The following is a 21,634-nucleotide window of genomic DNA, read 5'->3' as shown; positions in this document are numbered from 1 at the left end:
TCGGGGTCACGCTTGGCGTTCTGTCGGCCTTCGCCACGCGTTATCTCGATGACATTCTGGCTGCCGCCTTCGACATTCTGATCGCCTTCCCGACGCTGCTTCTTGCCATGCTGGTGGTGGCCGCGACCGAGAGCGCGAGCCTGTTTTCGGCCACGCTTGCGCTGGGCATCGCCATTTCGGCCATTGTCGCGCGGCTCACCCGCATTCTCGCCAAGCGCATCCTGTCGATGGATTACATCACGGCGGCGCGCACGGCCGGGGCCTCCTGGCCAAGCATCGTCTTCCGTCATCTCCTTCCCAACATATGGCCGATGCTTGCGGTGAATTTCGCGCTGCAGTTCGGTCTCGCGGTCATCGCGGAGGCTTCGCTCTCTTATCTCGGTCTTGGCGCACCGCCACCCAACGCCTCGTGGGGCCGTCTCCTTCAGGAGGCGCAGGGCACCGTCTACACCGCGCCCTTCGGCGCGATTGCGCCGGGCATCGCGCTGGTCACGCTGGTGATCGGCATGAACCTTTTGGCCGATGGTCTGCGCGACGCGGGCGACCCGACCCGGAGAGGCCGGCAATGAGCCTTCTCGATATTCGCGGCCTGACGCTTTCCACCGGCGGTCAGACGCTGGTTTCCGACGTTTCTTTTTCCATCGCGCCCGGCGAGCGACTTGGCCTGATCGGCGAATCCGGCTCGGGCAAGTCGCTCACGGCACTTGCCGCCATCGGCCTCCTGCCGCGTGGGTTCAGCGTTCAGGGCTCCATCAAACTTGATGGCCAAGAGATGGTGGGAGCGTCCGAGAATGCGATGATCCCCCTGCGTGGTGCGACGGCTGCCACCGTGTTTCAGGAGCCGCTGACCGCGCTCAACCCGTTGATGAGGGTGGGGAAGCAGGTTGCGGAACCGGTCGTTCGCAGGCACCGCCGCGCGGGCGAGGCGGTCGACCGCGCAGCCGTCGCGCGCGAGGTGCGGTCGCTGCTTGAGCGTGTCTCGCTTCCCGACATCGACCGGATCGTGAAGTCCTATCCTTACGAGATTTCCGGTGGTCAGCGGCAACGTGTGGCCATTGCCATGGCGCTTGCCTGCCGTCCGAAACTGCTGATCGCGGACGAGCCCACCACGGCGCTCGACGTCACCACGCAGATGGAAATCCTCGATCTTCTGTCCGGTCTGATGCGGGAAGAGGGCATGGCGCTTCTCTTCATCAGCCACGATCTGCCGGTGGTCGCGCGCGTGGCGGAAAACGTCGTTGTGCTGCGGCGCGGCGCAGTGATCGAGCGTGGTGAGGTCCATGCCGTGTTCGACGGGCCGAAGCATGAATACACGCGTTCGCTGGTCGATGCGGCGACCGCGTTCGACAAGGCGCTGGGGCCTGCACGATGAGCCTGATTTCACTCGACAACGTCTCCTTCGGCTATTCGCGCAAACAGCAGGTGTTGCACGATGTCTCGTTCAGCCTTCGCTCCGGCGTGAATGTGGGGCTGGTGGGGGAGTCCGGCTCCGGAAAATCCACGATCCTGAAGCTTTTGCTGGGGCTGGCACGTCCGACCGGCGGGCGAATTCAATTCGGTGACGCCGAACTCAACCCGCGTGACCGCGCCTTCATGCGCGATTACCGCAAGGCGGTTCAGGCGGTGTTTCAGGATCCCTATTCCTCGCTCGACCCACGCCAGAAGGTGCAGTCCATCATCGCCGAGCCATTGCGGGCGCTGCGTATCCCGGGCTCCCATCAGGAGGCGATTGAGAAGGCGCTCCGCGATGTCGGCCTGCCGGCAGACGCCATAGATCGCTACCCGCACGAGTTTTCCGGCGGTCAGCGTCAGCGCATCGCCATCGCGCGTGCCATCGTCGCACGTCCGCAGCTCATCCTTGCCGATGAGGCGGTGAGCGCGCTGGATCTCTCGACGCGGGCGCGCATTGTCGATCTTCTCAAGGCGCTTTCGGAAGAGATGACGATCCTGCTCGTTTCGCACGATCTGGCCGTTGTCGCTGCACTGTGCGAAGAGATCGTCATTCTGGAAAAGGGACGGGTCGTCGAAAGCGGCAAGACCGCCGACATTCTGGAAAATCCAAAACACCCCTATACGCAGAAGCTGCTTGCGAGTGTGCCGCGGATGCCGGCCTGAGACCGGCACCCGAGATATAGATTCAGGCTTCGATCTCGACCCAGAGGGGCTGGTGGTCCGAGCCCTGCGCATCCATGTCGATCCAGGCGCGCCTGACGTTCGCGGCCATGTTCGAGCTCACCACGCAATGGTCGATCCGCACGCCTGTGCCGATGAAGCTCACCCCTTCATCCTCGTCATTGCCGGCGGCCATCCATGCATCGGTAAATCCGCCATCCTGCACGAGGCGGCCATGCCTCTCCGAGCGGTCGCCGATCAGAAGCGCATATTCCTCGCTGCCGGGCGTGAAGTTGAAATCGCCCATCACGATGGTGCGCTCGGGCACGGGCGGCGGCGGGATCTCATACCAGTCGCCAGCGATCTTACCGCCCCATGCCGAGCCGCGATGGGAGGCGTTGAGGAGCAGGTCCATCGCATGATGCACCTGCGGTAACCGCGTCTGCGGGCCGATATGATCGAAATGGACCGAGCAGAAGCGCAGCGGGCCGGCGTCCGTCACGACCACGGTTTCAATCATTGCGCGCTGCTGGTGATACTGGTGCGTCAACGCCATCTTGGGCAGGAGATGGTTCATGGAGGAAAGGATCGGCCAACGCGACAGCACCATGTTGCCGACCTGCCGGCGGCGGTGCGTGACCGTGCCGTCATCACCGACGATCGAGGCGTCGATGTCGATGCCGGGGCCATAGACCCAATGGTAATCGGGCAGGCGCGCGCCGATCTCCTGCGCCTGATGGACAAGGCCGGTGCGCGGGAAATGGGTTTCCACTTCCTGCAGGGCGATCAGATCCGCGCCCTCGAGTTCTGCGACGATCCGGTCGAGGTTGAACTGCTCGTCCTTCCCCTTGGAATACTGGATGTTGTAGCTGACGAGCTTCATTGAATGGCTCCGGCAAAATCGGGTTGGCTGACTGCGGCGGATTTTCCGGTGGGGCCGGCTTGCGCCACGATGCGTTTCTCGGACGATGGGTCGAAGAGATGCACGCTTTCGGGCGCAATCGAGAGCGAGCAGGGTGTGCCGGGTGCGGGATGGTTGCGCCCGGCGGAATGCAGCACGAAATCGCGCCCGGCGAGACGACCATGCATGAGGCGGCCGCTGCCCTGTTCCTCGGAGAAATCGAAGGCGACGGTCAGAAGGTGCGGGTCGTTGGCTTCCGGCACGATCTTCAGATCCTCGGGCCGCAGGCCCACGATGACCGATTGGCCGGCGATGGTCTGGCCGATGCTGGGGTCGATGGGCAGGCGGAATTTTGTGTTGTCGATCACCGCAAACGTGCCGTCCTCGGAGACACCAGAGGGCAGGAAGTTCATCGCCGGTGAGCCGATGAAGCCGCCGACATAGACGCTGGCAGGCGCATGGTAGACCTCTTCCGGCGTGCCGACCTGTTCGATCCGGCCCCCGTTCATCACCACCAGACGGTCGGCGAGAGACATGGCTTCCACCTGATCGTGCGTGACGAAGACGGAGGTGGCGTTCAGCGCGCGGTGGAGGCGGCGGATTTCAAGCCGCATCTGCACGCGCAGCTTGGCGTCGAGATTGGAAAGCGGCTCGTCGAACAGGAAGACTTTCGGCTCCCGCACGATGGCGCGGCCCATGGCGACGCGCTGACGCTGGCCGCCCGAAAGCTGCGCCGGTTTGCGGTCGAGGAGCTGGTCGAGGCCGAGGCTCTTTGCCGTGGCTTCCACCTTCTGCATCCGTTCGGCCTTGCGCATGCCGCCGACTTTCAGCGCGTAGCCGATGTTCTGCGCCACGGTCATGTGCGGGTAGAGCGCATAGTTCTGGAACACCATGGCGCAGCCGCGCTCGCGGGGTTCCAGCCTGTTGACTACCGTATTCTCGATGGCGATCTCGCCAGCGCTGATTTCCTCAAGCCCGGCAATCATGCGCAGAAGCGTGGACTTGCCGCAGCCCGAAGGGCCGAGAATGACGATGAACTCGCCATTTTGAATGTCGAGGTCGACTCCATGAACGACCTGGTTCTTGCCGTAGAATTTCTCGACTTTGCGAATGTTGATATCGGCCATGACGACAGGTTTCCCTCAGATCATTTTTCGGTGCTGATGAGGCCGCGCACGAACCAGCGTTGCATCAGGACAACGACGAGCAGCGGCGGCAGCATGACGATGAGTGTTCCGGCCATGGCGACATTCCAGTCGGCAATGGCGTCAGGGCCGGGGATGAGACGGCGCAACTCCATCACCACGGTGGAGTAGTTGGCCCGGTCGGTGATGATGAGCAGCGGCCACAGATACTGGTTCCACGCATAGACGAACATGATGGTGGCAAGAGCCGCGATGTTGGTGCGCGACAATGGCAGCAGAACCTCGATGAAGAAGCGGAACGGGCCGGAGCCGTCCATCTTGGTCGCCTCCACCAGCTCGTCGGGAATGGTGAGGAAAAACTGGCGATAGAGAAACGTGCCGGTCGCCGTTGCCACCAACGGCAGGATCAGGCCGGTATAGGAGTTCAGCATGTTCCATTCGAGCGAGAGCTCGACGCCCGAGATCTGCGCGATGAGCCAACTTATGCCCGTTGCATCGAGAATGGTCTGGAACGGGTAGAGCGCGTTGGCCGCCACCGAATAGGTGGGCACGATGCGCACTTCCAGCGGCAACATCAGGGTGATGAAGATCACCCAGAAGAACACCATGCGCAGGCGGTAGTTGAAGAAAACGATGGAGAAGGCGCTGATGGCGGAGATGATCACCTTGCCGATCACGACGGCGATGGCGACGATCATCGAGTTCATGAACTTCACGCCGAATTCGGCACGGGTCCATGCGGCGGTGAGGTTGTTCCACAATTCCCCGCCCGGCAGGTAATGCACATTGGTCGAGTTGACCTCGGCCACTGTCAGCGTGGCGGCGACGAATGCGAGCCAGATCGGAATAATTAGAAGCAGGGCGCCGGCGACGAGGATCACATGCGTGAGGATGTTGAGGAGGGGGGTGCGTTCGATCATGGCTTGCTCCTCACGTGTAGTGCACGCGGCGTTCGATGAAGCGGAACTGGAAGAAGGTCATGAGGATGACGAGCCCCATGAGCACCAGCGATTGGGCCGCGGCACCGGAATAATCGAGCCCCTGAAAGCCATCCACATAGATCTTGTAGACCATGAGCTCGGTGGCGCGGGCCGGGCCGCCTTCGGTCAGAATGTCGACGATGCCGAAGGAGTCCGTGAAGGAATCCGTCATGTTGATGACCAGCAGGAAGAAGATGGTCGGCGCGAGCAGCGGCAGTTGCAGGTCGAGCATGCGGCGCATGACGCGCGCTCCATCCATGGAGCCGGCCTCGATCAGAGAGCGGGGAATGGACTGGAGACCTGCAAGGAAGAAGATGAAGGAGTAGGAAACCTGTTTCCATGCCTGGGTGATGATGATCGCCGTCATGGCGTCGACACCGGAGAGCGCGGGGTTCCACAGGCCGGGCGACAGCGTGTTCAGATAGGCAAAGACACCGGACTGCGGATTGAAGAGAAAGCGGAACGCGAGCGCGGCGGCAGGGGCCGCGATGGCATAGGGCCAGATCATGCCGACGCGGAAGAAACGATAGCCGCGCAATTGGCGGTCGGCAAAGAGCGCCAGCACCAGCGCGATGGACATGGCAAGCCCGGTCGAAAGCACGGCAAAGACGATGCTGCGCCAGATCGAGGCCCAGTAGGTCTCGTCGGAGAAGACCGCCTTGAAGTTCTCAAGCCCGACCCATTGATTGCCGCCCCCGAAGGGCTGCTCAAGGGTGAAGGCCCAGTACATGGCCTGCGATGCCGGCCAGTAGAAGAACACGAATATGATCAGCAACTGGGGGGCAATGAAGAGATAGGCCAGCCAGTTGGCCTTGAAATAAGCGCGCTTTTGCATGGACGTTCCGGGGGTTGCGGAGACAGGCGAAAAAGGACGCGCCACGGCTCATCGAGCCGCGGCGCTGGGTTTGGCCTGCTTCAGGGAAGCGTCTTTCCCTTGTAGGTGCGCTCGAATTTGCGCAGCATCGTGTTGGAACGCTCGACGGCATCGTCCAGTGCCTCCTGCGGGGTCTTCTGGCCGCTCAGGACCGCCTGCACCTGAGAGGTCCACTCGGCGCGGATCTGCACGAAGCTGCCAAGGCGGATGCCACGGGTCAGCGGGGTGACCGGCGTGTAGGTGAGCGATTCAATGGCTTTCTCGCGGCCCTTATAGGGGCGATCGTCGTAGAAACCTTTTTCGACCAGATAGTCGAAGCCTTCGTCAGTCACCGGAATGTAGCCTGTCACAGTGCTCCAGAACTCGGCGGATTCGGGCTTGGCGAGGAATTTGAAATATTCGGCAGCGCCGCGATACTGCTCATCGGTCTTGCCCGAGAGCGTCCAGAGCGATGCACCGCCCACGACCGAGTTCTTGCGCTCCGTGCCCTCATAGACCGGCAGCATGGCGACATCCCACGCAAAGCCTTCACCGACCTGCTCGGTCACGGCCTGGTGGCTCGCGATGGAGCCGAAGAAATGGGCGCATTCGCCGGCGGCAAAGGCATCGCGCGTGGAAAGGCCGGTTTCGCGTGTCTTGATAAGAAGAAGGCCCTCGTCGATCCAGCGCTTGATGTCTTTCATATGCTTGGCATGGAGGGTGGTGTTGAACACCACTTCGGCGTCGAGCCCGTCATAGCCGTTGTTCTTCGTGGCGATCGGCTCGCCATGAACCATGGAGAACTGCTCCAGGTCGACCCATGAGGATGGCGCGTAACCGGCAGGGCATGCGCTGCCCGCTTCCTTCAATTCGCGCAGAACCTGCTCATATTCTTCCCAGGTCTTCGGCGCTTCGTCGCGACCGATGGATTTGTAGGCGTCGGCGTTCCAATACATCATCGCCGTGGAGGAATTGAACGGCATGGACCAGAGGCGGCCCTGCGAATCGGCATAATAATTGGCGATGCCCGGGAAATAGGACTCCCAGTCGATCTCGATGCCGTGATCTTCCATCAGCTTGTAAGCCGGGTAAACTTGGCCGGAAAGCATCAGGTCGGGCGCGGAAACCTCGACGCCCTGCACGATGGTCGGGTGCTTCTTGGCGCGGAAGGCGGCAATGGTGTTCTGGAGCGCCGTGGCATAGTCGCCCTGGCTGACGCAGGAAATCTCGTATTTGTCCTGTGAGGCGTTGAAGCGGTCGCAGGTGGCCTGGACCTGCTCGCCGAGCTGGCCGGTAAGCCCGTACCAATATTCGAACTTCACCTTTTCGGCCTGGGCCGATGTGGACAGTGCCAACAGCGCGAACGCGCCTGCAATGAGTGTCTTTTGCATTGTGGTTCCCTCGGATGGAAGAAGCGGTCGCCGGCACCAGCACCGGTCGCAACTTGGCTATCGGTGCGCTTTGACAGTCGGGTGACCGCAAAATGAAACTTATTTGAAAGCTGGCAAGTGTCTGATTAGCCGGCAACTTTTTCGCGCTCGGCGCCGTTTTCCGCATGTTTGCGGCGCTTGCCGAAGAGGCCATCGGCCATTTCCGCGTGGCGATGGAGATAGTCGTGGAAGTGCACGAGCGTGCTGTTTTCGTCTGCGAGGACCACCGCGTATTGGGCCGGACCATCAAGACGCTTCGGATCGCCCGGCATGCCCGGCAAATGCGCGTTGACGTCATAGTGGTTGCCCGAAATCGTGGTCAGCGGGATACCGTGCCACAGGCCCGTCGTCTGCCGGTGCACATGGCCGGCAATCACCTGGCGAATGTCGGGATGTGTTTTCAACACGTCGAGGAAGCGTTCCGAATCCTGCAGCTTGATCTGATCCACGGGCATGTGGAGATCGTTTGCATGATGGTGCATGACAATGATGACGGGTTGGTCCTTTGCCTCTTCGAGCCGTTCGGCAAGCCATGCAAGGCGCTGATCGCAGAGCACGCCGCTGACGATCTCCGGCTCGGAGGAATCGATGACGATGATGCGGTAGCCCTTGGCATCGATGGCCTTCTGGATATGGCCGTTCTCATCGTCGTGCAGGGTGCCGAACACCTCCTTGAAACGGCCGCGGTGATCGTGATTGCCGAGCGTGAGAACCACCGGCATCCTGAGCTGATCAATCATCCGGTCCAGGGTTTCATAGGCTGGCACCTCACCGCGGTCGGCAAGGTCGCCGGCGAAAATGCAGAAATCCGCATCGCCATGATTGGTGTTGGCGCTGTCGATTGCCGCCTGAAGGCGCTTGGTCGTGTCCAGCCCGTTGGTGGCGACCCCTTCGGGAGAAAGATGGATGTCGCTCATGACGATGAATTTCAGCATGATTGCCCCGCTGTCCTTTGTGTTTTTTCGGGCCGGATGGCCATTACACAGCGGGTATCATCGCCCTGTGTCGGACGGCTGACAGATTTGTTGCGGCTATATTACAGGGGGGTGACCGGGGTGCCGGTCAGGCGCAGCGGCGATTGCGTATTTCTCGATCATTGTCTCGAGGTAGCCCGCCGCTTCATCGCCTTTCAACGCGTCACCCCAAAGCCGTTCGGCGATGTCTTCATGCAGGGCCATGGCTTCGGGCGCCGAAGTGATGAGCGCCACCCCTACGCGAATGTTGGGCTGCTCCCCGAGCCGGAAGGGGCTGATGGCCAGGACCGAACGGTCTTGCTGGCGAAAGATCTGAAAACTGGTCGCGGGCACCGGCTCCCGCACAATGCCGATCTGAATGCCGATCGGCTGTTCGCGCAGCATGGCGAGGATGTATTCGGCTTCACGGCGTGCCTGAAGGCGTCGTTTGTCGACGATGTCGGGCGGCAGATCGTGGCGGCCGATCAACCCATGCAGAAGGAACCCTTCAAGATCGGCTGAGGCGATCAGGCTAACGATCAGCGGCCGGCGGAGACGAAACGCTTCCTTGCGCGCGCGCAGGATGTCGAGCAGCGCATCCACGACGGGCCCCGACGTTCCCTCTGGATCGACCTCCGGCGGCACGGATTCGCGCAACACCTCCCGCAGCGCCTCATCATAGGCGTCCGACGTCAGGAGATAGGAAACAGGGCTGAACAGACCAATCACCTGCTGACAGTCGCTTTCAAGTTGGCGCATGCGCTCGAAGAAGGCGATGGCGCTCGACACATACTCCACACCGACACCCATCAGGCTGGGCAGTGAGACCCCCAGCTCCTGAGCAATGCTGGTCAGCATCTCGATTTTGCGGATTTCGCCTTTCTCCGCGCGGTAGAGTGCAGCGCGCGAGATTCCCAATTTCTCTGCCAGTTCGTCGGGCGCGAGGCTCTTTCCTAGCCGATAAGCACGCAGGCGAGCGCCAATGTCGCTGAATCTGATGAAGTCGCCTTGTGGCACGCTTTTTTCTCGCAAGTTCCGGCCCCTTCCGTTATCGGGTGCGCTGTGGCGGCTTGTCAACGCGTATGCTCAAATTAGCACTGAAAGATCATAAATTGGACGAAATAGTAAATCGTCTCAAAATTGAGAATTTCGTTGACAGCCTAGGATTGGGCTCGTAGTTTGCTTGTTCAAAAAAGCAATGGAGGCGGAACAATGAATCATCTCATTCGTAGATTGGCTGCAACGGCCGTGATGGGCGTGGCTGGCGCGGGATTCGCGACAGGCGTCTTCGCTGCGGATTTCGTGGCCAAGATCGGTCATCTGGAATCGGCGCAGCAGTCGCGCCACGTTCATCTCGAGAAGGTGGCCAAGCTGGTCAATGAGCGCACCGACGGGGCGGTGGAATTTCAGCTTTTTCCGCAGGGCCAGCTCGGTCAGCAGCGCGAAATGACCGAGGGCGTCCAGCTTGGAACGCTTGAGGCAACGGTGGCTCCGGCTGCCTTCCTTGGCGGCTTCAACCCGGCCGTCTCCATCATGGACATCCCCTTCCTGCTTCCCGACAATGACGAGACCGCACAGGAGATCCGCAGCGGTGCGTTCGGCGAGGCACTTTGCGAAAGCTTCAATTCGCGCGGCGTGACCTGCATCGGCCTGTGGCCCAACGGCAAGAAGAACTTTACCTCTTCCAAGCCGCTTGCAAGCCTTGAGGACTTCGCCGGCCAGAAGTTCCGCGTGATGGATTCCAACATCCTGATCGAGCAGTTCAACTCGCTTGGCGCATCGGCCATCGCGCTGCCGTTCGGCGAGCTTTACACCGCGCTTCAGACCGGCGTTGTCGATGGCGAGGAAAACCCGCTCGACACGATCCAGCGCATGAAGTTTTACGAAGTGCAGAACCACCTCGTGCTTTCCGATCACGGCGCGATGGAAGACGTGATCCTCTTCAACCCGGCCTGGTGGGCCAGCCTTCCCGAGGAGCATCAGAAGACAATCGTCGATGCCTTCAACGAGGTCATTCCCGAACTGATCGACCACAAGGCCGAGGCGGTTGCCGCGGCGCTCGAGGAAATCAAAGGATCCGACATCGAGATCCGCGAGATGAGCGATGAAGAGAAGGCCGCGTTCCGCGAAAAGATGTACCCGGCAGCTCGTGCCGCCTATATCGAGCGTGCCGGCGAAGAGGGCGAGAAGCTGATCGCCATCTACGAAAAAGAGTATGAGGCGGCAGGCGCACAGTAAGCCCCGCCTCCAAGCCGAACCAAAGCATTGACTTTCATATGCCGGGCTCCTCCGTGAGCCCGGCAGCGGTTCCCTTTTTTCCAAGGAATGAGACCTTGAAAGCACTTGCCATCATCAGAACAGCCGAGCGCGTCGCAGCGGTCTCCATCTTCCTTGTCATGGTCGCGCTCTACTTCGCCAATGTGCTCGCCCGGCAGGTCGGCGGCACCTTTGCCTCCGAGTTCGCCTGGGTCGAGGAAGCCGTGCGGCTGATGAGCCTCTTCCTCGTCTTTCTCACGGTCGGTCTTGCCCTTGAGAAAGGGCGTCACGCCGGCGTTCACACCTGGCGCGACCGCATCGCGCGGGCCACGGGCCTGCCGCTCAGAAAGATCGTCGACGCGGTCGGCTTCGTGTTCTGCATCTATCTCGTCTGGCTCGGCTACCAGATGACCGCCTTCGTTTACGGCATGGGCCAGAAGAGCCCGACGCTGAACATTCCGGTCTTCTGGATTTATCTCGCGCCCACCATCGGTTTTGCGCTCATGGCGCTGCGCTTCGCGCTCAGCTTTTTCGGCCGCATCGATCGTTTCGCCGGACAAGCGTCGGAGGAACAATGATCCTTTTCGCACTCGTCATCATCGTCGCGGTCCTGCTTTTGGTCCTCGGTTTCGAGATGTTTCTCGTGCTCGGCGTGCCGGCGCTGATGATCAAGGAATTCTTCTACGGAAACCTTCCCGATCCGGTGGTGATCCAGAAGGTTCTCGGCGGCATCAACCACACGACGCTTTTGGCCATCCCCTTCTTCATTCTCGCTGCCGAGCTTATGGGCGAGGGGCAGATCGCGCGTCGCCTCACCGGCCTCGTCAAGGTGCTGGTCGGCCATCTGCGCGGTGGCATGGGTTACACCACCATTGGCGGCTCCATGGCGTTCGGTTCGGTCTCCGGCTCCGCGCCGGCCACCGTCGCGGCCATGGCGCGCATGGTCTACCCGGAGATGCGCAAGGTCGGGTTCAGCGACAAATTCTCGCTCGGTCTGATCGTTTCAAGCGCCGAGACGGCGCTCCTCATTCCGCCGTCCATCACCTTCATAATCTATGGCTGGATGACGGGTACGTCGGTAGCCAAGCTGTTTGTCGGCGGTCTTGCCGTCGGGCTGGTGCTTGGCCTTGCCTTCGCCATCATGGCGGCAATCGAAGCGCGCCGCTCCGGCGTCGAGCGCGGTCCGCGCACAAGCTGGCGCGAGCGCCTTGTCGCGATCCGCGAGGCGGGTTGGGCGCTCGGCATGCCGATCATCATTCTGGGCGGCATCTATAGCGGCTATTTCACACCCACCGAGGCGGCAGCCGCGAGCGTCGTCTACGCCATTTTCGTGGAAGGCGTGATCTTCCGCGAACTGACGCTGCGCAAGCTTTTTGCCGTCACGGAGCGTGCGGCGATCTCCACCGCCATCATCTTCGTTCTCTTGGCGATGGGCGGCCTGCTCTCCTACTTCATCACGCTGGCGCAGGTGCCATCGGCGATCACGGCGTTTCTCGACGCAATCCATGCCGGGCCGATCATGTTCCTCCTGATTGTGAACATCAGCTTCCTGATCGCGGGCATGTTCATCGATCCGAATTCGGCGCTCCTGATCCTCGTTCCGCCGCTTTATCCCGTGGCCACGGCGCTCGGTATCGATCCGGTTCATTTCGGCATGATCGTCACGCTGAACATTTCGATTGGCATGATCACGCCGCCCTTCGGCCTCGACATTTTTGTGGCGTCCTCGACGCTCTCCAAGCCGGTTCTGACGATCATTTCGGGCCTGTGGCCCTTCATCATCGCGAACCTCATCGTGCTGGCGATCATCACCTATGTGCCCGACATTTCCACCTTCCTGCCCAACCTCGTGTTCGGCTGACGGGAATGCCAGAAAGGATTGAAACGATGGACGACGTGCCGTCAATCAAGGCTTTCGAGCTGCCGCTCTCGGTCAAGAGCAACGAGTCGGTCAATGGCGAATACCGTCTTCTGCTTCTTGCAGCGCCGCACGATATATTGAAGCGCTGCCGGGCAGGTCAGTTCTTCCATCTGCTTTGCCCGCAGGCCGGTGGTGAGACGCCCTATTTGCGCCGGCCCATGAGCATTTACGGCTTCTATCCCGAGAAGGGGGAGCTGCATTTCCTCTACAAGGTGACGGGTGCTGGCACGCGCGCTCTGGCCACGCTGGCGCTCGGCGACCGGCTCAACGTGCTCGGACCCCTCGGCGAACCCTTCACCATTGCCGATGACTGGCAGGATCTTGTGCTGGTGGCGCGTGGCGTCGGGCTTGCCACGCTTGCTCCGCTGGCGCTGGAGGCCAACCGTCTTGGCCGCAGGCTCACCGCAATCTGCAGCGCGCGCCATCCCGATTATCTGATGTCGACGGATTATTTCGCGTCGCTGGGCGCAGACGTCATCACCCTGACCGACGCGGAAGGCACGTCCGATCTGGACAATCTCGAACGGGTCATCGAGGGGCTGATCGCGGCCGGACGTGCCGATGCGTTTTACACTTGCGGCTCCAACCGCATGCTTAGACTGTTGCAGACTATCGGCGAGCGGCATGGCATACCCGGCCAGATCGCGCTGGAGCAGCAGATGGCCTGCGGCATCGGCATGTGCCATTGCTGCGTGCGTCCGTTCAATCGCGGCGACCGGCAGGTGCATCTGCGCGTTTGCCGCGAAGGCCCCGTCTTCGACATGATGGAGGCGATCGCATGGTAGATCTTTCGGTCGATATTTCCGGGCTTAAACTCAAGAACCCGATCATGCCGGCATCCGGCACCTTCTCCGAGGATCTTGCAGAGGTGTTCGATCTCGACCGGCTTGGCGCACATGTGACCAAGACCATCACCCATGGCTGGCGCGATGGCAATCCGACGCCGCGCGTCTGCGAGGTGAACGGATCGATGCTCAACTCCATCGGCATTCCGAGCAAGGGCGTCGGTGCCTTCATCGAGAAGGTCGTTCCGTTCTACGCGCATTACGAGACGCCGCTCGTCGTTTCCATTTCCGGCAACACGGCCGATGAATTCGCAACGCTGTGTTCGGAGGTAAGCGTTCCCGGCGTCGCGGCCATCGAAGTGAACATTTCGTGCCCGAACATCGAGGAAGACGGCAAGGCGTTCGCCATCCGCCCATCTTCCACCCATGACGTGATGCGCAAGCTGCGCGCGGCGACCGAGCTGCCGCTCTGGGCGAAACTCACACCCAATACGGGCGAAACCTCGGAAGTGGCGCGCGCCGCGGAAGAGGGTGGCGCCGATGCGCTGGTGGTGGCCAACACCATCCTTTCGATGGCCATCGACATCAACACACGCCGGCCCAAGCTCGGCAATCTCATGGGTGGCCTGTCGGGCCCCAGCCTGAAGCCTATCGCGCTGCGCATGGCCTATCAGTGCGCACGGGCGACCAAGATTCCCGTTATCGGCTGCGGCGGCATCTCCACCGTTGAAGACGTGATCGAATATCTGATCGCCGGCGCATCCGCCGTGCAGGTCGGCACCGCCACGTTCATTCATCCCACGGCCATGATCGCGCTGATCGACGGGCTTGAAGACTGGCTTGCAGGGCAGGGGCTTTCCTCGGTGAAAGACCTGATCGGCTCCGTCATCGATGGCGAACAGGACGAGGCTGTCGTCTTCATGGAAGCAGCGCCATGAATGCCCAGCCCGCCCCCTTCGCCGACGTCCGGGCGCAGGACCATGCGTTGGCCGCGCGGCTCTTCGACGATGTTGCGCGTCTGTCGCCCGATGTGGAAGGCGTCAGCCGCCCGGCTTTTTCGAAGATCGAGACGCAGACGCTGAAATATCTCGAGGATGTCGCGAAGGCCGAGGGGCTGGCGGTCTGGTACGATGCAGGCTGCAACGCGCTTTTCTCGCTTCCGGAGGACCGCGATGCGGAGCGTGTCGTCGTCGTCGGTTCGCATGTGGACAGCGTGCCTTTCGGCGGGAATTTCGACGGGCTGGCCGGTGTTGTCGCTGGTCTCATCTGCCTGATCCGTGCCCGGCGCGAGGGTCGCCGGTTTGCGAAGCCAGTGCATGTGCTTGCCATGCGTGGTGAGGAAAGCGCCTGGTTCGGCCCGTGCTATATCGGCTCGAAAGTGCTCACGGGCACGCTCTCAAAGCGCGAGCTTGAAGAAACCCACAAGGGCGATGGTCGCACGCTGGAAGCGCACATGGCCGATATCGGCCTGCCGGTCGAAGATATCCGGGCGCAAAAGCCGCTCATGGATGTCAGCCGCATGGAGGCCTATCTCGAACTCCACATCGAGCAGGGACCGCTCTTGATCGGCAAGAACATTCCGGCCGCCGCCGTCTCGGGCATTCGTGGCAATATTCGCTACCGCGCGATCACCTGCCACGGTGAGGCCGGCCATTCCGGCGCGGTGCCGAAGGCCTACCGCCGCGATCCGGTTCTCGCCATGGCCGATCTTCTGGTGCGGCTCGATGAAAGCTGGACGACGATCCTGAACAAGGGCGACGATCTGGTGCTCACCAGCGGCATCGTGGCAACGGATCCGGACAAACACGCCATGTCGCGCATCCCCGACAGCGTGTCCTTCAGTCTCGACATCCGCAGCCAGAAGCCGGAAACGCTGGACGACATGCGCGCGCTTCTGAAGAGCGAGATCAAGGAGATCGAACGCGACCGCCGGGTGCGGTTCGATCTTGGCGAAGAGCTTCGTGTGGAACCGGCGCTGTGTGACAGGGGGCTCGTTGCAGGGCTCGAAGAGGCCATGCGCCAGGTGGGGCAGGAGCCCTTCGTCATGCCGAGCGGCGGCGGGCATGACGCTGCCGTGTTCGCTGGAGCCGGCGTTCCTGCCGCCATGGTGTTCGTGCGCAACCGCAATGGCTCGCACAATCCGCAGGAAGCAATGGAGATCGACGATTTCCTTGCCGGCGTGGACATCCTTTCCGCCTTTCTTGCGAGGGCGGAGTAGCGTTTGGTTTCTCCCGCACGCGAATCCCTGCATTGCCGGGCTGGCTCAGGCAGGAGATAGCTGTTAGCGAAAAGGCCCGATCAACGAACAGGACCACGACATGTTCTCCAACACCTTTCCCGACCGGACGGCCATTTCGCAGATGGTCGCCCGCATGCTTCTGGAGATCGAAGCGGTGCATTTTCGCGCCGAGCAGCCGTTCACCTTCACGTCTGGTCTTGCAAGTCCGGTCTATATCGACTGCCGCAAGCTGATTTCCTATCCGCGCGTTCGCGCCGCTATCATGGATTTCGCGGCCTCGGTCATCTTCCGCGATGTCGGCTTCGAGCAGTTCGATGCCGTCGCCGGCGGCGAGACGGCAGGCATTCCCTTTGCCGCGTGGCTTTCGGATCGGATGGGGTTGCCCATGCAATATGTGCGCAAGAAGCCGAAAGGCTTTGGCCGCGATGCGCAGATCGAGGGCGCGCTGAGCGAAGGCGCACGCGTGCTGCTGGTCGAGGACCTGACCACCGATGGCGGCAGCAAGATCAAGTTTGCCGAGGCCGTGGCCCGCACCGGCGCGCAGGTCACCGACACGTTCGCGGTTTTCTACTACGACATCTTCCCCGACACGCCGAAGCGGCTTGAAGCCGCCGGCATGCGCTTGCATCATCTCGCGACCTGGTGGGATGTGCTGGCCGTCTGCAAGGAAGAGAACCGATTTTCGCCGGAAACGATCGCCGAGGTCGAAAAATTCCTGAATGCGCCGACCGAATGGTCGGCGAACCATGGCGGCATTTCAGAACTGCCGCAGTAAATCCCAAAGGACCTGGATCATGTTTGATACGTTTTTGAAGGATCTGAACGAGCAGGGCGGAAGCGTTCGTGCCTATGAAGGCTGCGCGGTCAAGGCCCATGCCCGCATCACCAGCGAGCCGGAAAACGCGGCCGCCCTTCTGCTGATCGCCTATGCCGCTCAGCGTTTCGTGGAAGCCTATGACGACCAGCCGCTGACCATGACGGCCGCGGATGAGGAACTTGAACTCTTCACCGAGATCGTGAACACGCTGGACGCTGCTTACAAGGACGGGGCCGGCGATGCGAAGCTCGCTGCGCTTAACAACGCCTCCGCGCGGCTAGCCGCTACAATCAGGAGTTGATTTTTGTCGTTCATCAACTCAACGGCTGAGCCGGACGAGTGCGGCGAGCATGAGTTCGGCTCCCTGTTCGATGTCCGCCCAGTCCGTCCATTCCTCCGGGGCATGGCTGATGCCGCCCCGGCTTGGGACGAAGATCAGCCCAGAGGGACAGAGCGTCTGCATCGTTTGGGCGTCGTGTCCCGCGCCTGAAGGCATGGTAAGCGCCCTCAAATTCAGGTGGCGCGCCTCTTCCTCGAAAAGCTCGGCAAGCGTTCCATCGAGGCGCACAGGCTCCATGCGGCTTTGCTCTTCGATGGAAAACGTAAGCCCATTGGCTTCCGCCGCCTGCTTTACCGTATGTTCCATCGCCCTTGCCATAGCAGCCATCCTTGACGCGTCCGTGTCGCGAACATTGATGACGAAGTCGGCACGGCCGGGCACGGTGTGAATGAAATTCGGTTGAAGATCGACCTTGCCGATTGTGATGCGGCTGCGGGCCGTTCCGAGCTCGGCGATTACCGTATGCACCGCCTGACCGACCGCCGAGAGACCCAGAAAGGCATCGGCGCGCATCGACATTGGTGTTGTGCCGGAATGATTCGCACGTCCCTCAAGCGAGACCGCCAGATTGATCACGCCGGCAACGCTGTCGGCGATGCCAACCGGTATTCCCGCCTCTTCCAGCACCGGCCCCTGCTCGATGTGCAGTTCCAGAAAGGCATCCACGCTACCGGTCGGGCGTGCAGCTTTAAGCGCTCTTGAGGCATCCAGTCCCTGCTTTTTCATCGCTTCTGTCAGTCGCACGCCGTCCGCATCGCGCGCCTGCTCCAGCCATTCCCGACGCACCGTGCCGGCGATGGTCTGGGAACCCAGCATACCGCCGAAACGGCCTTCTTCCTCCGCTGTTGCCACAACCTCTACCGCCTTTGCCGGTTTGATGCCGGCGTCTCGCATGGCGCGCACGCATTCGAGCGCCACGCAGGTGCCAAGCGCGCCGTCGAAAGCGCCACCCTCCGGCACGGTGTCGAGGTGCGATCCGGCCATTATGCATGGGCCGTCCGGCGGCCCGTATCGGCCGAACAGGTTGGCCACGGGGTCGCAGTACACGGCCAATCCGTCAGCGCGCATCTGCTCCAGAAACCAGGTGCGTACTGCCATGTCTGCATCACCATACCCAGGTCGATTGTAGCCGCCCGTTTTCGGATTGTGACCGAAGGCGTTCACACCGTCGAGCAGGGCACGCAAGCGCGTTGAGTTGATGCGTGGTGTGGTGACCATGTTTTCTGCCTGTCTTTTCAAGTGCTTGTCTCGCTAGACATATTCAAGGGGCGGGTACTTTGTGAATTTATTATAATAAATGGTTGCCAGTTTGTAGATTATCGGGATTAATTATAGGCAATAATCGGAGGAGCCTCCATGAGAAGACTGATCGCAGCCGCCATCACCGCCGCGTCGATGCTCTTTGCGTTGCCGGCATTTTCGCAAACCCCGCCCAATGTTCTCGTGGTGGGGCAGATCGCCGAGCCGAAGTCGCTCGATCCGCATGCGGTGACAGCCGTTAACGACTTCCGCATTCTCATGAATGTCTATGACGGTCTTACCCGCTACAAGGACGGGACGTTGGAGCCCGAACCGGCACTTGCCGAAAGCTGGGAGATCTCGGACGACGGCATCACCTACACCTTCAAGCTTCGCGAGGGCGTGACCTTCCACGATGGCACGCCGCTCAACGCCGAAGCGGTCAAGTTCAATTTCGACCGCATGCTGAAGGAGGACCATCCTTATCACGACACGGGACCGTTCCCGTTGGCTTTCTATTTCTCGGCCGTGGAAGAGGTTACTGCGGTCGACGACCTGACCGTCGAGTTCAAGCTCAAGGAGCCCTTCGCACCATTCCTTTCCAACCTCGCCTATCCGACAGGGCTCATCGTTTCGCCCGAGGCGGTGAAGGAGAACGGCAAGGATTTTGGTCGCAATCCGGTCGGCACAGGCGCCTTCAAGTTCGAGGAATGGCAGGCAAACTCGCGCGTCGTCGTTACGCGCAATGAAGACTATTGGGATGGAGCGCCGCCTCTGGAGGCTGTTATCTACCGGCCGATCACTGACACCAACACCCGCATCGCCGAAATGCTTTCCGGCGGGCTCGACGTGATGGTGGAGGTGCCGCCGGACAGCCTGCAGCAGTTTCGGGACGATGCGAACTTCAGTGTCTACGAACAAGCCGGCCCGCACGTCTGGTTCCTGATCCTCAACATGAAGGAGGGACCGTTCGCCGAAAAGGCCGTCCGTCAGGCCGCGAACTACGCCATCAACAAGAAAGCGCTTGTCGAGAACATTCTGCAGGGCACGGCGGAAGTGGCGGCGGGTCCGACGCCGCCGGCCTTCGCCTGGGCCTATAATGATGAGCTTCAACCCTATCCTTACGACCCGGAGAAGGCCAAGCAGCTTCTCGAGGAAGCCGGCTATGATGGCGAGGAGCTCACCTTCTACGTTACCGAGGGTGGCTCCGGTATGCTCGACCCCATCGCCATGGGCACCGCCATCCAGGCGGACCTGCAGGCCGTCGGCATGAAGGTCAACATCGAGACTTATGAGTGGAACACGTTCCTGGGTAAGGTGAATCCGGGTCTGGAAGGCAAGGCCGACATGGCCGAAATGGCCTGGATGACCTCCGACCCCGACACACTGCCCTTCCTCACCTTGCGCACGGCGGCCTGGCCGGAAGAAGGCGGGTTCAACTCGTCCTATTATTCCAACCCGGAAGTGGACGAACTGCTCGATCAGGCTCGTGTCTCGACCGATCCGGACGAGCGCGCAGAGCTCTACAAGCAGGTCCAGGCGCTCACCAACGAGGACGCCCCCTGGCTCTTCGTGGCCAACTGGAAACAGAATGCCGTGGTGACCAGTGCCGTCGAAGACTTCGAGCTGCAGCCGGACTTCGGCCTGGTGTTGCGCGACGTCTCCAAGCCATAGGGTTGTGCCGGGTGAGGGGTATGCCCCTCACCCGGCCTATCGGACTACCTTCTCCCCAAGGTGGAGAAAAACGGGCCCTGCGTTCGGCATTTATGCCTCTCTCCTTGGGGAGAGGTGGCCGGAGCGTCGCGCAGGCCAGTGAGGGGATGTCTCGGCGCCCCGCAGCCATAGGAGGACCACACATGACTGCCTATATCGGCAAGCGCCTTCTGGCCGCGATCCCGGTCATCCTGGGTCTGTCCATCATCGTCTTCCTGGTGATGAAGCTCATACCCGGTGATCCGGCCCAGGCCCTGCTCGGCTCCTATGCCACCCCGGACAATGTCGAGCGCATCAATCGCGCCCTGGGGCTCGACCGCTCCTGGCCCGAGCAATACGTCATCTGGATCGGCAATTTGCTGCAGGGCGATTTCGGCCGCTCCTACATTCTCAATCGTCCTGTCATCGATGAAGTGCTGGACCGCTTCGGTGCCACGCTGGTCCTGGCCGGTGCCTCGCTGCTCATCTGTTCAGTGCTTGGCATTTTTGCCGGCATCGTCTCCGCCGTGCGCCAGTTCGGCTGGACCGACCGCATCGTCACCTTCTTCGTGCTGATCGGCATTTCCATGCCGGCATTCTTTCTGGGACTGGTTTTTATCCTGTTCTTTGCCGTGCAATGGCGACTACTGCCCGCCTCGGGCATGTACGCCGTCTATGGCGGCGGCGATCTGCCCGACCTGCTGCGCCACCTGATCCTGCCCGCCGGCACGCTGGCCATCGTCGCGACGGGCGTCGTCGCGCGCCTCACCCGTGCGGCTATGCTCGAAGTGCTGCGCCAGGATTTCATCCGCACCGCTCGGGCCAAGGGGCTCAGCGAAAACGCGGTGATCTACCGGCACGCCTTTCGCGCCGCACTGGTCTCGATCATTCCGGTGATCGGCATTCAGGCCGGTTTCGTGCTCGGTGGCGCCGTCTATATCGAAACCGTGTTCCAGTGGCCGGGTCTGGGGCAGATGCTGGTCAAGGCCGTGTCCACCCGCGACCTGCTGCTGGTGCAGGGCGGCGTGCTGGTTGCCGCCACCCTTTACGTCCTCGTCAACCTCTTGGCCGACGTTGCCCAGGCCATGCTCGACCCGAGGCTCAAGGCATGACCGACATGACCCTTACCGCCCCCGAGCCCCGCAAGCGCCGCAGCAATTGGCAATTGCTGATGGCCAATCGTCTCGCGGCGGCGGGCCTGTTCCTGTTCGGCTTCATCGTCGTTCTCGCCGTGCTGGCGCCGGTGCTGCCGCTGCCCAATCCCGATATTACCGACCAGCCCAACCGCCTGCTGCCGCCCTTTGCCGATGGGCATCTGCTCGGCACCGACCATCTGGGCCGCGATATTCTCTCGCGGCTGATCTGGGGCACGCAGGTCTCGCTGATCGTCGGCGTCAGTGCCACCGCGCTTGCGGCCATTTTCGGCTCGCTGATCGGGCTGGTGGCCGGCTATGCGCGCGGTGCGACCGACAGCGTGCTGATGCGCTTTGTCGATATGCTGATGGCCTTCCCCTATATCCTGCTCGCCATTGCCATCGTGGCGGCGCTGGGACCGGGTCTGCTCAATGCGCTCTACGCCATCGCCATCGTCAATATTCCCTTCTTTGCCCGCAATATCCGCGGCGTGACGGTATCCATCCGCAATCGCGAATTCGTCGACGCGGCGCGCCTTTCCGGCAAGAGCCATCCAGCCATTCTTTTTACCGAAGTGCTGCCCAATGTGTTGCCGGTCATCGTCATCACCATGTCCACCACGGTGGGCTGGATGATCCTTGAAACCGCAGGCCTTTCCTTCCTCGGTCTGGGCGCACAGCCGCCGACCTCCGATCTGGGGTCCATGCTCGGCCAGGCTCGCGCCCAGCTCTTTACCGCGCCGCATGCCTCGATCATTCCCGGCATCATGATCTTCGTGCTGGTGATGAGCATCAACCTGCTCGGTGACGGCATTCGCGACGTGCTTGACCCGCGCCT

Annotated in this window: 22 protein-coding genes; 14 read left to right on the top strand and 8 right to left on the bottom strand. The window is 61.5% G+C overall.

Features of this window, described 5'->3' with window-relative positions:
- The 3 genes from QZ638_RS13485 to QZ638_RS13475 form a co-directional block, all read left to right on the top strand.
- On the top strand, positions 1–569 hold a 569-nt coding region (locus QZ638_RS13485; RefSeq protein ID WP_295811307.1), incomplete at its 5' end, for an ABC transporter permease.
- Complete coding sequence (locus QZ638_RS13480) at positions 566–1,372, top strand: ABC transporter ATP-binding protein (RefSeq protein WP_295811305.1); 807 nt, start codon at positions 566–568, stop codon at positions 1,370–1,372. The genes QZ638_RS13485 and QZ638_RS13480, both read left to right, overlap by 4 nt.
- Entirely contained in the window at positions 1,369–2,115 is a 747-nt protein-coding gene (locus QZ638_RS13475; RefSeq protein ID WP_295811302.1) for an ABC transporter ATP-binding protein, read from the top strand. Before QZ638_RS13480 ends, QZ638_RS13475 begins: the two co-directional genes overlap by 4 nt.
- 22 nt (positions 2,116–2,137) lie before the next feature.
- On the opposite strand, the gene QZ638_RS13470 is transcribed toward QZ638_RS13475, so the two are convergent.
- From QZ638_RS13470 to QZ638_RS13440, 7 genes are all read right to left on the bottom strand, one after another.
- Complete coding sequence (locus QZ638_RS13470; RefSeq protein ID WP_295811298.1) at positions 2,138–2,995, bottom strand: endonuclease/exonuclease/phosphatase family protein; 858 nt, start codon at positions 2,993–2,995, stop codon at positions 2,138–2,140.
- Positions 2,992–4,140: a sn-glycerol-3-phosphate ABC transporter ATP-binding protein UgpC gene (gene ugpC / locus QZ638_RS13465; RefSeq protein ID WP_295811296.1), complete on the bottom strand. Its 1,149-nt coding sequence runs from the start codon at positions 4,138–4,140 to the stop codon at positions 2,992–2,994. The genes QZ638_RS13470 and ugpC overlap by 4 nt, the downstream gene beginning before the upstream one ends.
- Positions 4,141–4,160: 20 nt before the next feature.
- Positions 4,161–5,078, bottom strand: a complete 918-nt coding sequence (locus QZ638_RS13460) for an ABC transporter permease subunit (protein ID WP_295811293.1) — start codon at positions 5,076–5,078, stop codon at positions 4,161–4,163.
- A 10-nt stretch (positions 5,079–5,088) separates the two neighbouring features.
- Complete coding sequence (locus tag QZ638_RS13455) at positions 5,089–5,973, bottom strand: ABC transporter permease subunit (protein WP_295811292.1); 885 nt, start codon at positions 5,971–5,973, stop codon at positions 5,089–5,091.
- Between the two features lie 80 nt (positions 5,974–6,053).
- Complete coding sequence (locus tag QZ638_RS13450; RefSeq protein WP_295811288.1) at positions 6,054–7,382, bottom strand: extracellular solute-binding protein; 1,329 nt, start codon at positions 7,380–7,382, stop codon at positions 6,054–6,056.
- Between the two features lie 125 nt (positions 7,383–7,507).
- Complete coding sequence (locus tag QZ638_RS13445; RefSeq protein WP_295811285.1) at positions 7,508–8,356, bottom strand: phosphodiesterase; 849 nt, start codon at positions 8,354–8,356, stop codon at positions 7,508–7,510.
- 96 nt (positions 8,357–8,452) lie between these two features.
- A complete protein-coding gene (locus QZ638_RS13440; protein WP_295811282.1) occupies positions 8,453–9,391 on the bottom strand; it encodes a helix-turn-helix transcriptional regulator in 939 nt (312 codons plus the stop codon).
- Between the two features lie 195 nt (positions 9,392–9,586).
- On the opposite strand from QZ638_RS13440, the gene QZ638_RS13435 reads away from it, so the two are divergent.
- The 8 genes from QZ638_RS13435 (at position 9,587) to QZ638_RS13400 (ending at position 16,693) form a co-directional block, all read left to right on the top strand.
- On the top strand, positions 9,587–10,612 hold the full coding sequence (locus QZ638_RS13435; RefSeq protein ID WP_295811281.1) for a TRAP transporter substrate-binding protein: 1,026 nt from the start codon (positions 9,587–9,589) through the stop codon (positions 10,610–10,612).
- A 95-nt stretch (positions 10,613–10,707) separates the two neighbouring features.
- On the top strand, positions 10,708–11,208 hold the full coding sequence (locus QZ638_RS13430) for a TRAP transporter small permease (protein WP_007010753.1): 501 nt from the start codon (positions 10,708–10,710) through the stop codon (positions 11,206–11,208).
- The gene (locus tag QZ638_RS13425; RefSeq protein ID WP_295811277.1) at positions 11,205–12,491 is read left to right on the top strand and encodes a TRAP transporter large permease; all 1,287 of its coding nucleotides are present in this window, start codon (positions 11,205–11,207) and stop codon (positions 12,489–12,491) included. Before QZ638_RS13430 ends, QZ638_RS13425 begins: the two co-directional genes overlap by 4 nt.
- Before the next feature lie 26 nt (positions 12,492–12,517).
- Positions 12,518–13,336 (top strand): dihydroorotate dehydrogenase electron transfer subunit, encoded by an 819-nt coding sequence (locus tag QZ638_RS13420; protein WP_295811275.1) that lies wholly within the window; start codon positions 12,518–12,520, stop codon positions 13,334–13,336.
- Complete coding sequence (locus QZ638_RS13415; protein ID WP_295811274.1) at positions 13,330–14,274, top strand: dihydroorotate dehydrogenase; 945 nt, start codon at positions 13,330–13,332, stop codon at positions 14,272–14,274. Before QZ638_RS13420 ends, QZ638_RS13415 begins: the two co-directional genes overlap by 7 nt.
- Positions 14,271–15,554 carry a Zn-dependent hydrolase gene (locus QZ638_RS13410; protein ID WP_295811272.1) on the top strand — a complete coding sequence of 428 codons (1,284 nt, stop codon included), beginning with the start codon at positions 14,271–14,273 and terminating at the stop codon, positions 15,552–15,554. The genes QZ638_RS13415 and QZ638_RS13410 overlap by 4 nt, the downstream gene beginning before the upstream one ends.
- Before the next feature lie 100 nt (positions 15,555–15,654).
- Positions 15,655–16,350 (top strand): orotate phosphoribosyltransferase, encoded by a 696-nt coding sequence (locus QZ638_RS13405; RefSeq protein ID WP_295811271.1) that lies wholly within the window; start codon positions 15,655–15,657, stop codon positions 16,348–16,350.
- Between the two features lie 19 nt (positions 16,351–16,369).
- Complete coding sequence (locus tag QZ638_RS13400) at positions 16,370–16,693, top strand: hypothetical protein (RefSeq protein WP_295811269.1); 324 nt, start codon at positions 16,370–16,372, stop codon at positions 16,691–16,693.
- 18 nt (positions 16,694–16,711) lie between these two features.
- Here the strand turns inward: QZ638_RS13400 and QZ638_RS13395 are convergent, their stop codons facing one another.
- Positions 16,712–17,950 carry a Zn-dependent hydrolase gene (locus tag QZ638_RS13395; RefSeq protein WP_295811267.1) on the bottom strand — a complete coding sequence of 413 codons (1,239 nt, stop codon included), beginning with the start codon at positions 17,948–17,950 and terminating at the stop codon, positions 16,712–16,714.
- A gap of 138 nt (positions 17,951–18,088) precedes the next feature.
- Between QZ638_RS13395 and QZ638_RS13390 the strand changes: the two genes are divergently transcribed.
- The 3 genes from QZ638_RS13390 to QZ638_RS13380 all read left to right on the top strand — a co-directional run.
- Positions 18,089–19,645 carry an ABC transporter substrate-binding protein gene (locus tag QZ638_RS13390; protein ID WP_295811264.1) on the top strand — a complete coding sequence of 519 codons (1,557 nt, stop codon included), beginning with the start codon at positions 18,089–18,091 and terminating at the stop codon, positions 19,643–19,645.
- A gap of 182 nt (positions 19,646–19,827) precedes the next feature.
- Positions 19,828–20,775, top strand: a complete 948-nt coding sequence (locus QZ638_RS13385) for an ABC transporter permease (RefSeq protein ID WP_295811262.1) — start codon at positions 19,828–19,830, stop codon at positions 20,773–20,775.
- On the top strand, positions 20,772–21,634 hold an 863-nt coding region (locus QZ638_RS13380; protein WP_295811260.1), incomplete at its 3' end, for an ABC transporter permease. The genes QZ638_RS13385 and QZ638_RS13380, both read left to right, overlap by 4 nt.

Source organism: uncultured Nitratireductor sp., assembly GCF_913053745.1.
Taxonomy (GTDB): Bacteria; Pseudomonadota; Alphaproteobacteria; order Rhizobiales; family Rhizobiaceae; genus Nitratireductor.
This window is presented reverse-complemented; position numbering and strand designations above follow the sequence as displayed.

Bases quoted from the DNA above. Each gene is read 5' to 3' on its own strand.
- QZ638_RS13400 (WP_295811269.1), top strand. From the start codon at position 16,370: ATGTTTGATACGTTTTTGAAGGATCTGAACGAGCAGGGCGGAAGCGTT.
- QZ638_RS13415 (WP_295811274.1), top strand. From the start codon at position 13,330: ATGGTAGATCTTTCGGTCGATATTTCCGGGCTTAAACTCAAGAACCCG.
- QZ638_RS13460 (WP_295811293.1), bottom strand. From the start codon at position 5,078: ATGATCGAACGCACCCCCCTCCTCAACATCCTCACGCATGTGATCCTC.
- QZ638_RS13410 (WP_295811272.1), top strand. From the start codon at position 14,271: ATGAATGCCCAGCCCGCCCCCTTCGCCGACGTCCGGGCGCAGGACCAT.
- QZ638_RS13445 (WP_295811285.1), bottom strand. From the start codon at position 8,356: ATGCTGAAATTCATCGTCATGAGCGACATCCATCTTTCTCCCGAAGGG.
- QZ638_RS13475 (WP_295811302.1), top strand. From the start codon at position 1,369: ATGAGCCTGATTTCACTCGACAACGTCTCCTTCGGCTATTCGCGCAAA.
- QZ638_RS13395 (WP_295811267.1), bottom strand. From the start codon at position 17,950: ATGGTCACCACACCACGCATCAACTCAACGCGCTTGCGTGCCCTGCTC.
- QZ638_RS13390 (WP_295811264.1), top strand. From the start codon at position 18,089: ATGAGAAGACTGATCGCAGCCGCCATCACCGCCGCGTCGATGCTCTTT.
- ugpC (WP_295811296.1), bottom strand. From the start codon at position 4,140: ATGGCCGATATCAACATTCGCAAAGTCGAGAAATTCTACGGCAAGAAC.
- QZ638_RS13435 (WP_295811281.1), top strand. From the start codon at position 9,587: ATGAATCATCTCATTCGTAGATTGGCTGCAACGGCCGTGATGGGCGTG.
- QZ638_RS13480 (WP_295811305.1), top strand. From the start codon at position 566: ATGAGCCTTCTCGATATTCGCGGCCTGACGCTTTCCACCGGCGGTCAG.
- QZ638_RS13455 (WP_295811292.1), bottom strand. From the start codon at position 5,973: ATGCAAAAGCGCGCTTATTTCAAGGCCAACTGGCTGGCCTATCTCTTC.
- QZ638_RS13425 (WP_295811277.1), top strand. From the start codon at position 11,205: ATGATCCTTTTCGCACTCGTCATCATCGTCGCGGTCCTGCTTTTGGTC.
- QZ638_RS13420 (WP_295811275.1), top strand. From the start codon at position 12,518: ATGGACGACGTGCCGTCAATCAAGGCTTTCGAGCTGCCGCTCTCGGTC.
- QZ638_RS13385 (WP_295811262.1), top strand. From the start codon at position 19,828: ATGACTGCCTATATCGGCAAGCGCCTTCTGGCCGCGATCCCGGTCATC.
- QZ638_RS13405 (WP_295811271.1), top strand. From the start codon at position 15,655: ATGTTCTCCAACACCTTTCCCGACCGGACGGCCATTTCGCAGATGGTC.
- QZ638_RS13450 (WP_295811288.1), bottom strand. From the start codon at position 7,382: ATGCAAAAGACACTCATTGCAGGCGCGTTCGCGCTGTTGGCACTGTCC.
- QZ638_RS13470 (WP_295811298.1), bottom strand. From the start codon at position 2,995: ATGAAGCTCGTCAGCTACAACATCCAGTATTCCAAGGGGAAGGACGAG.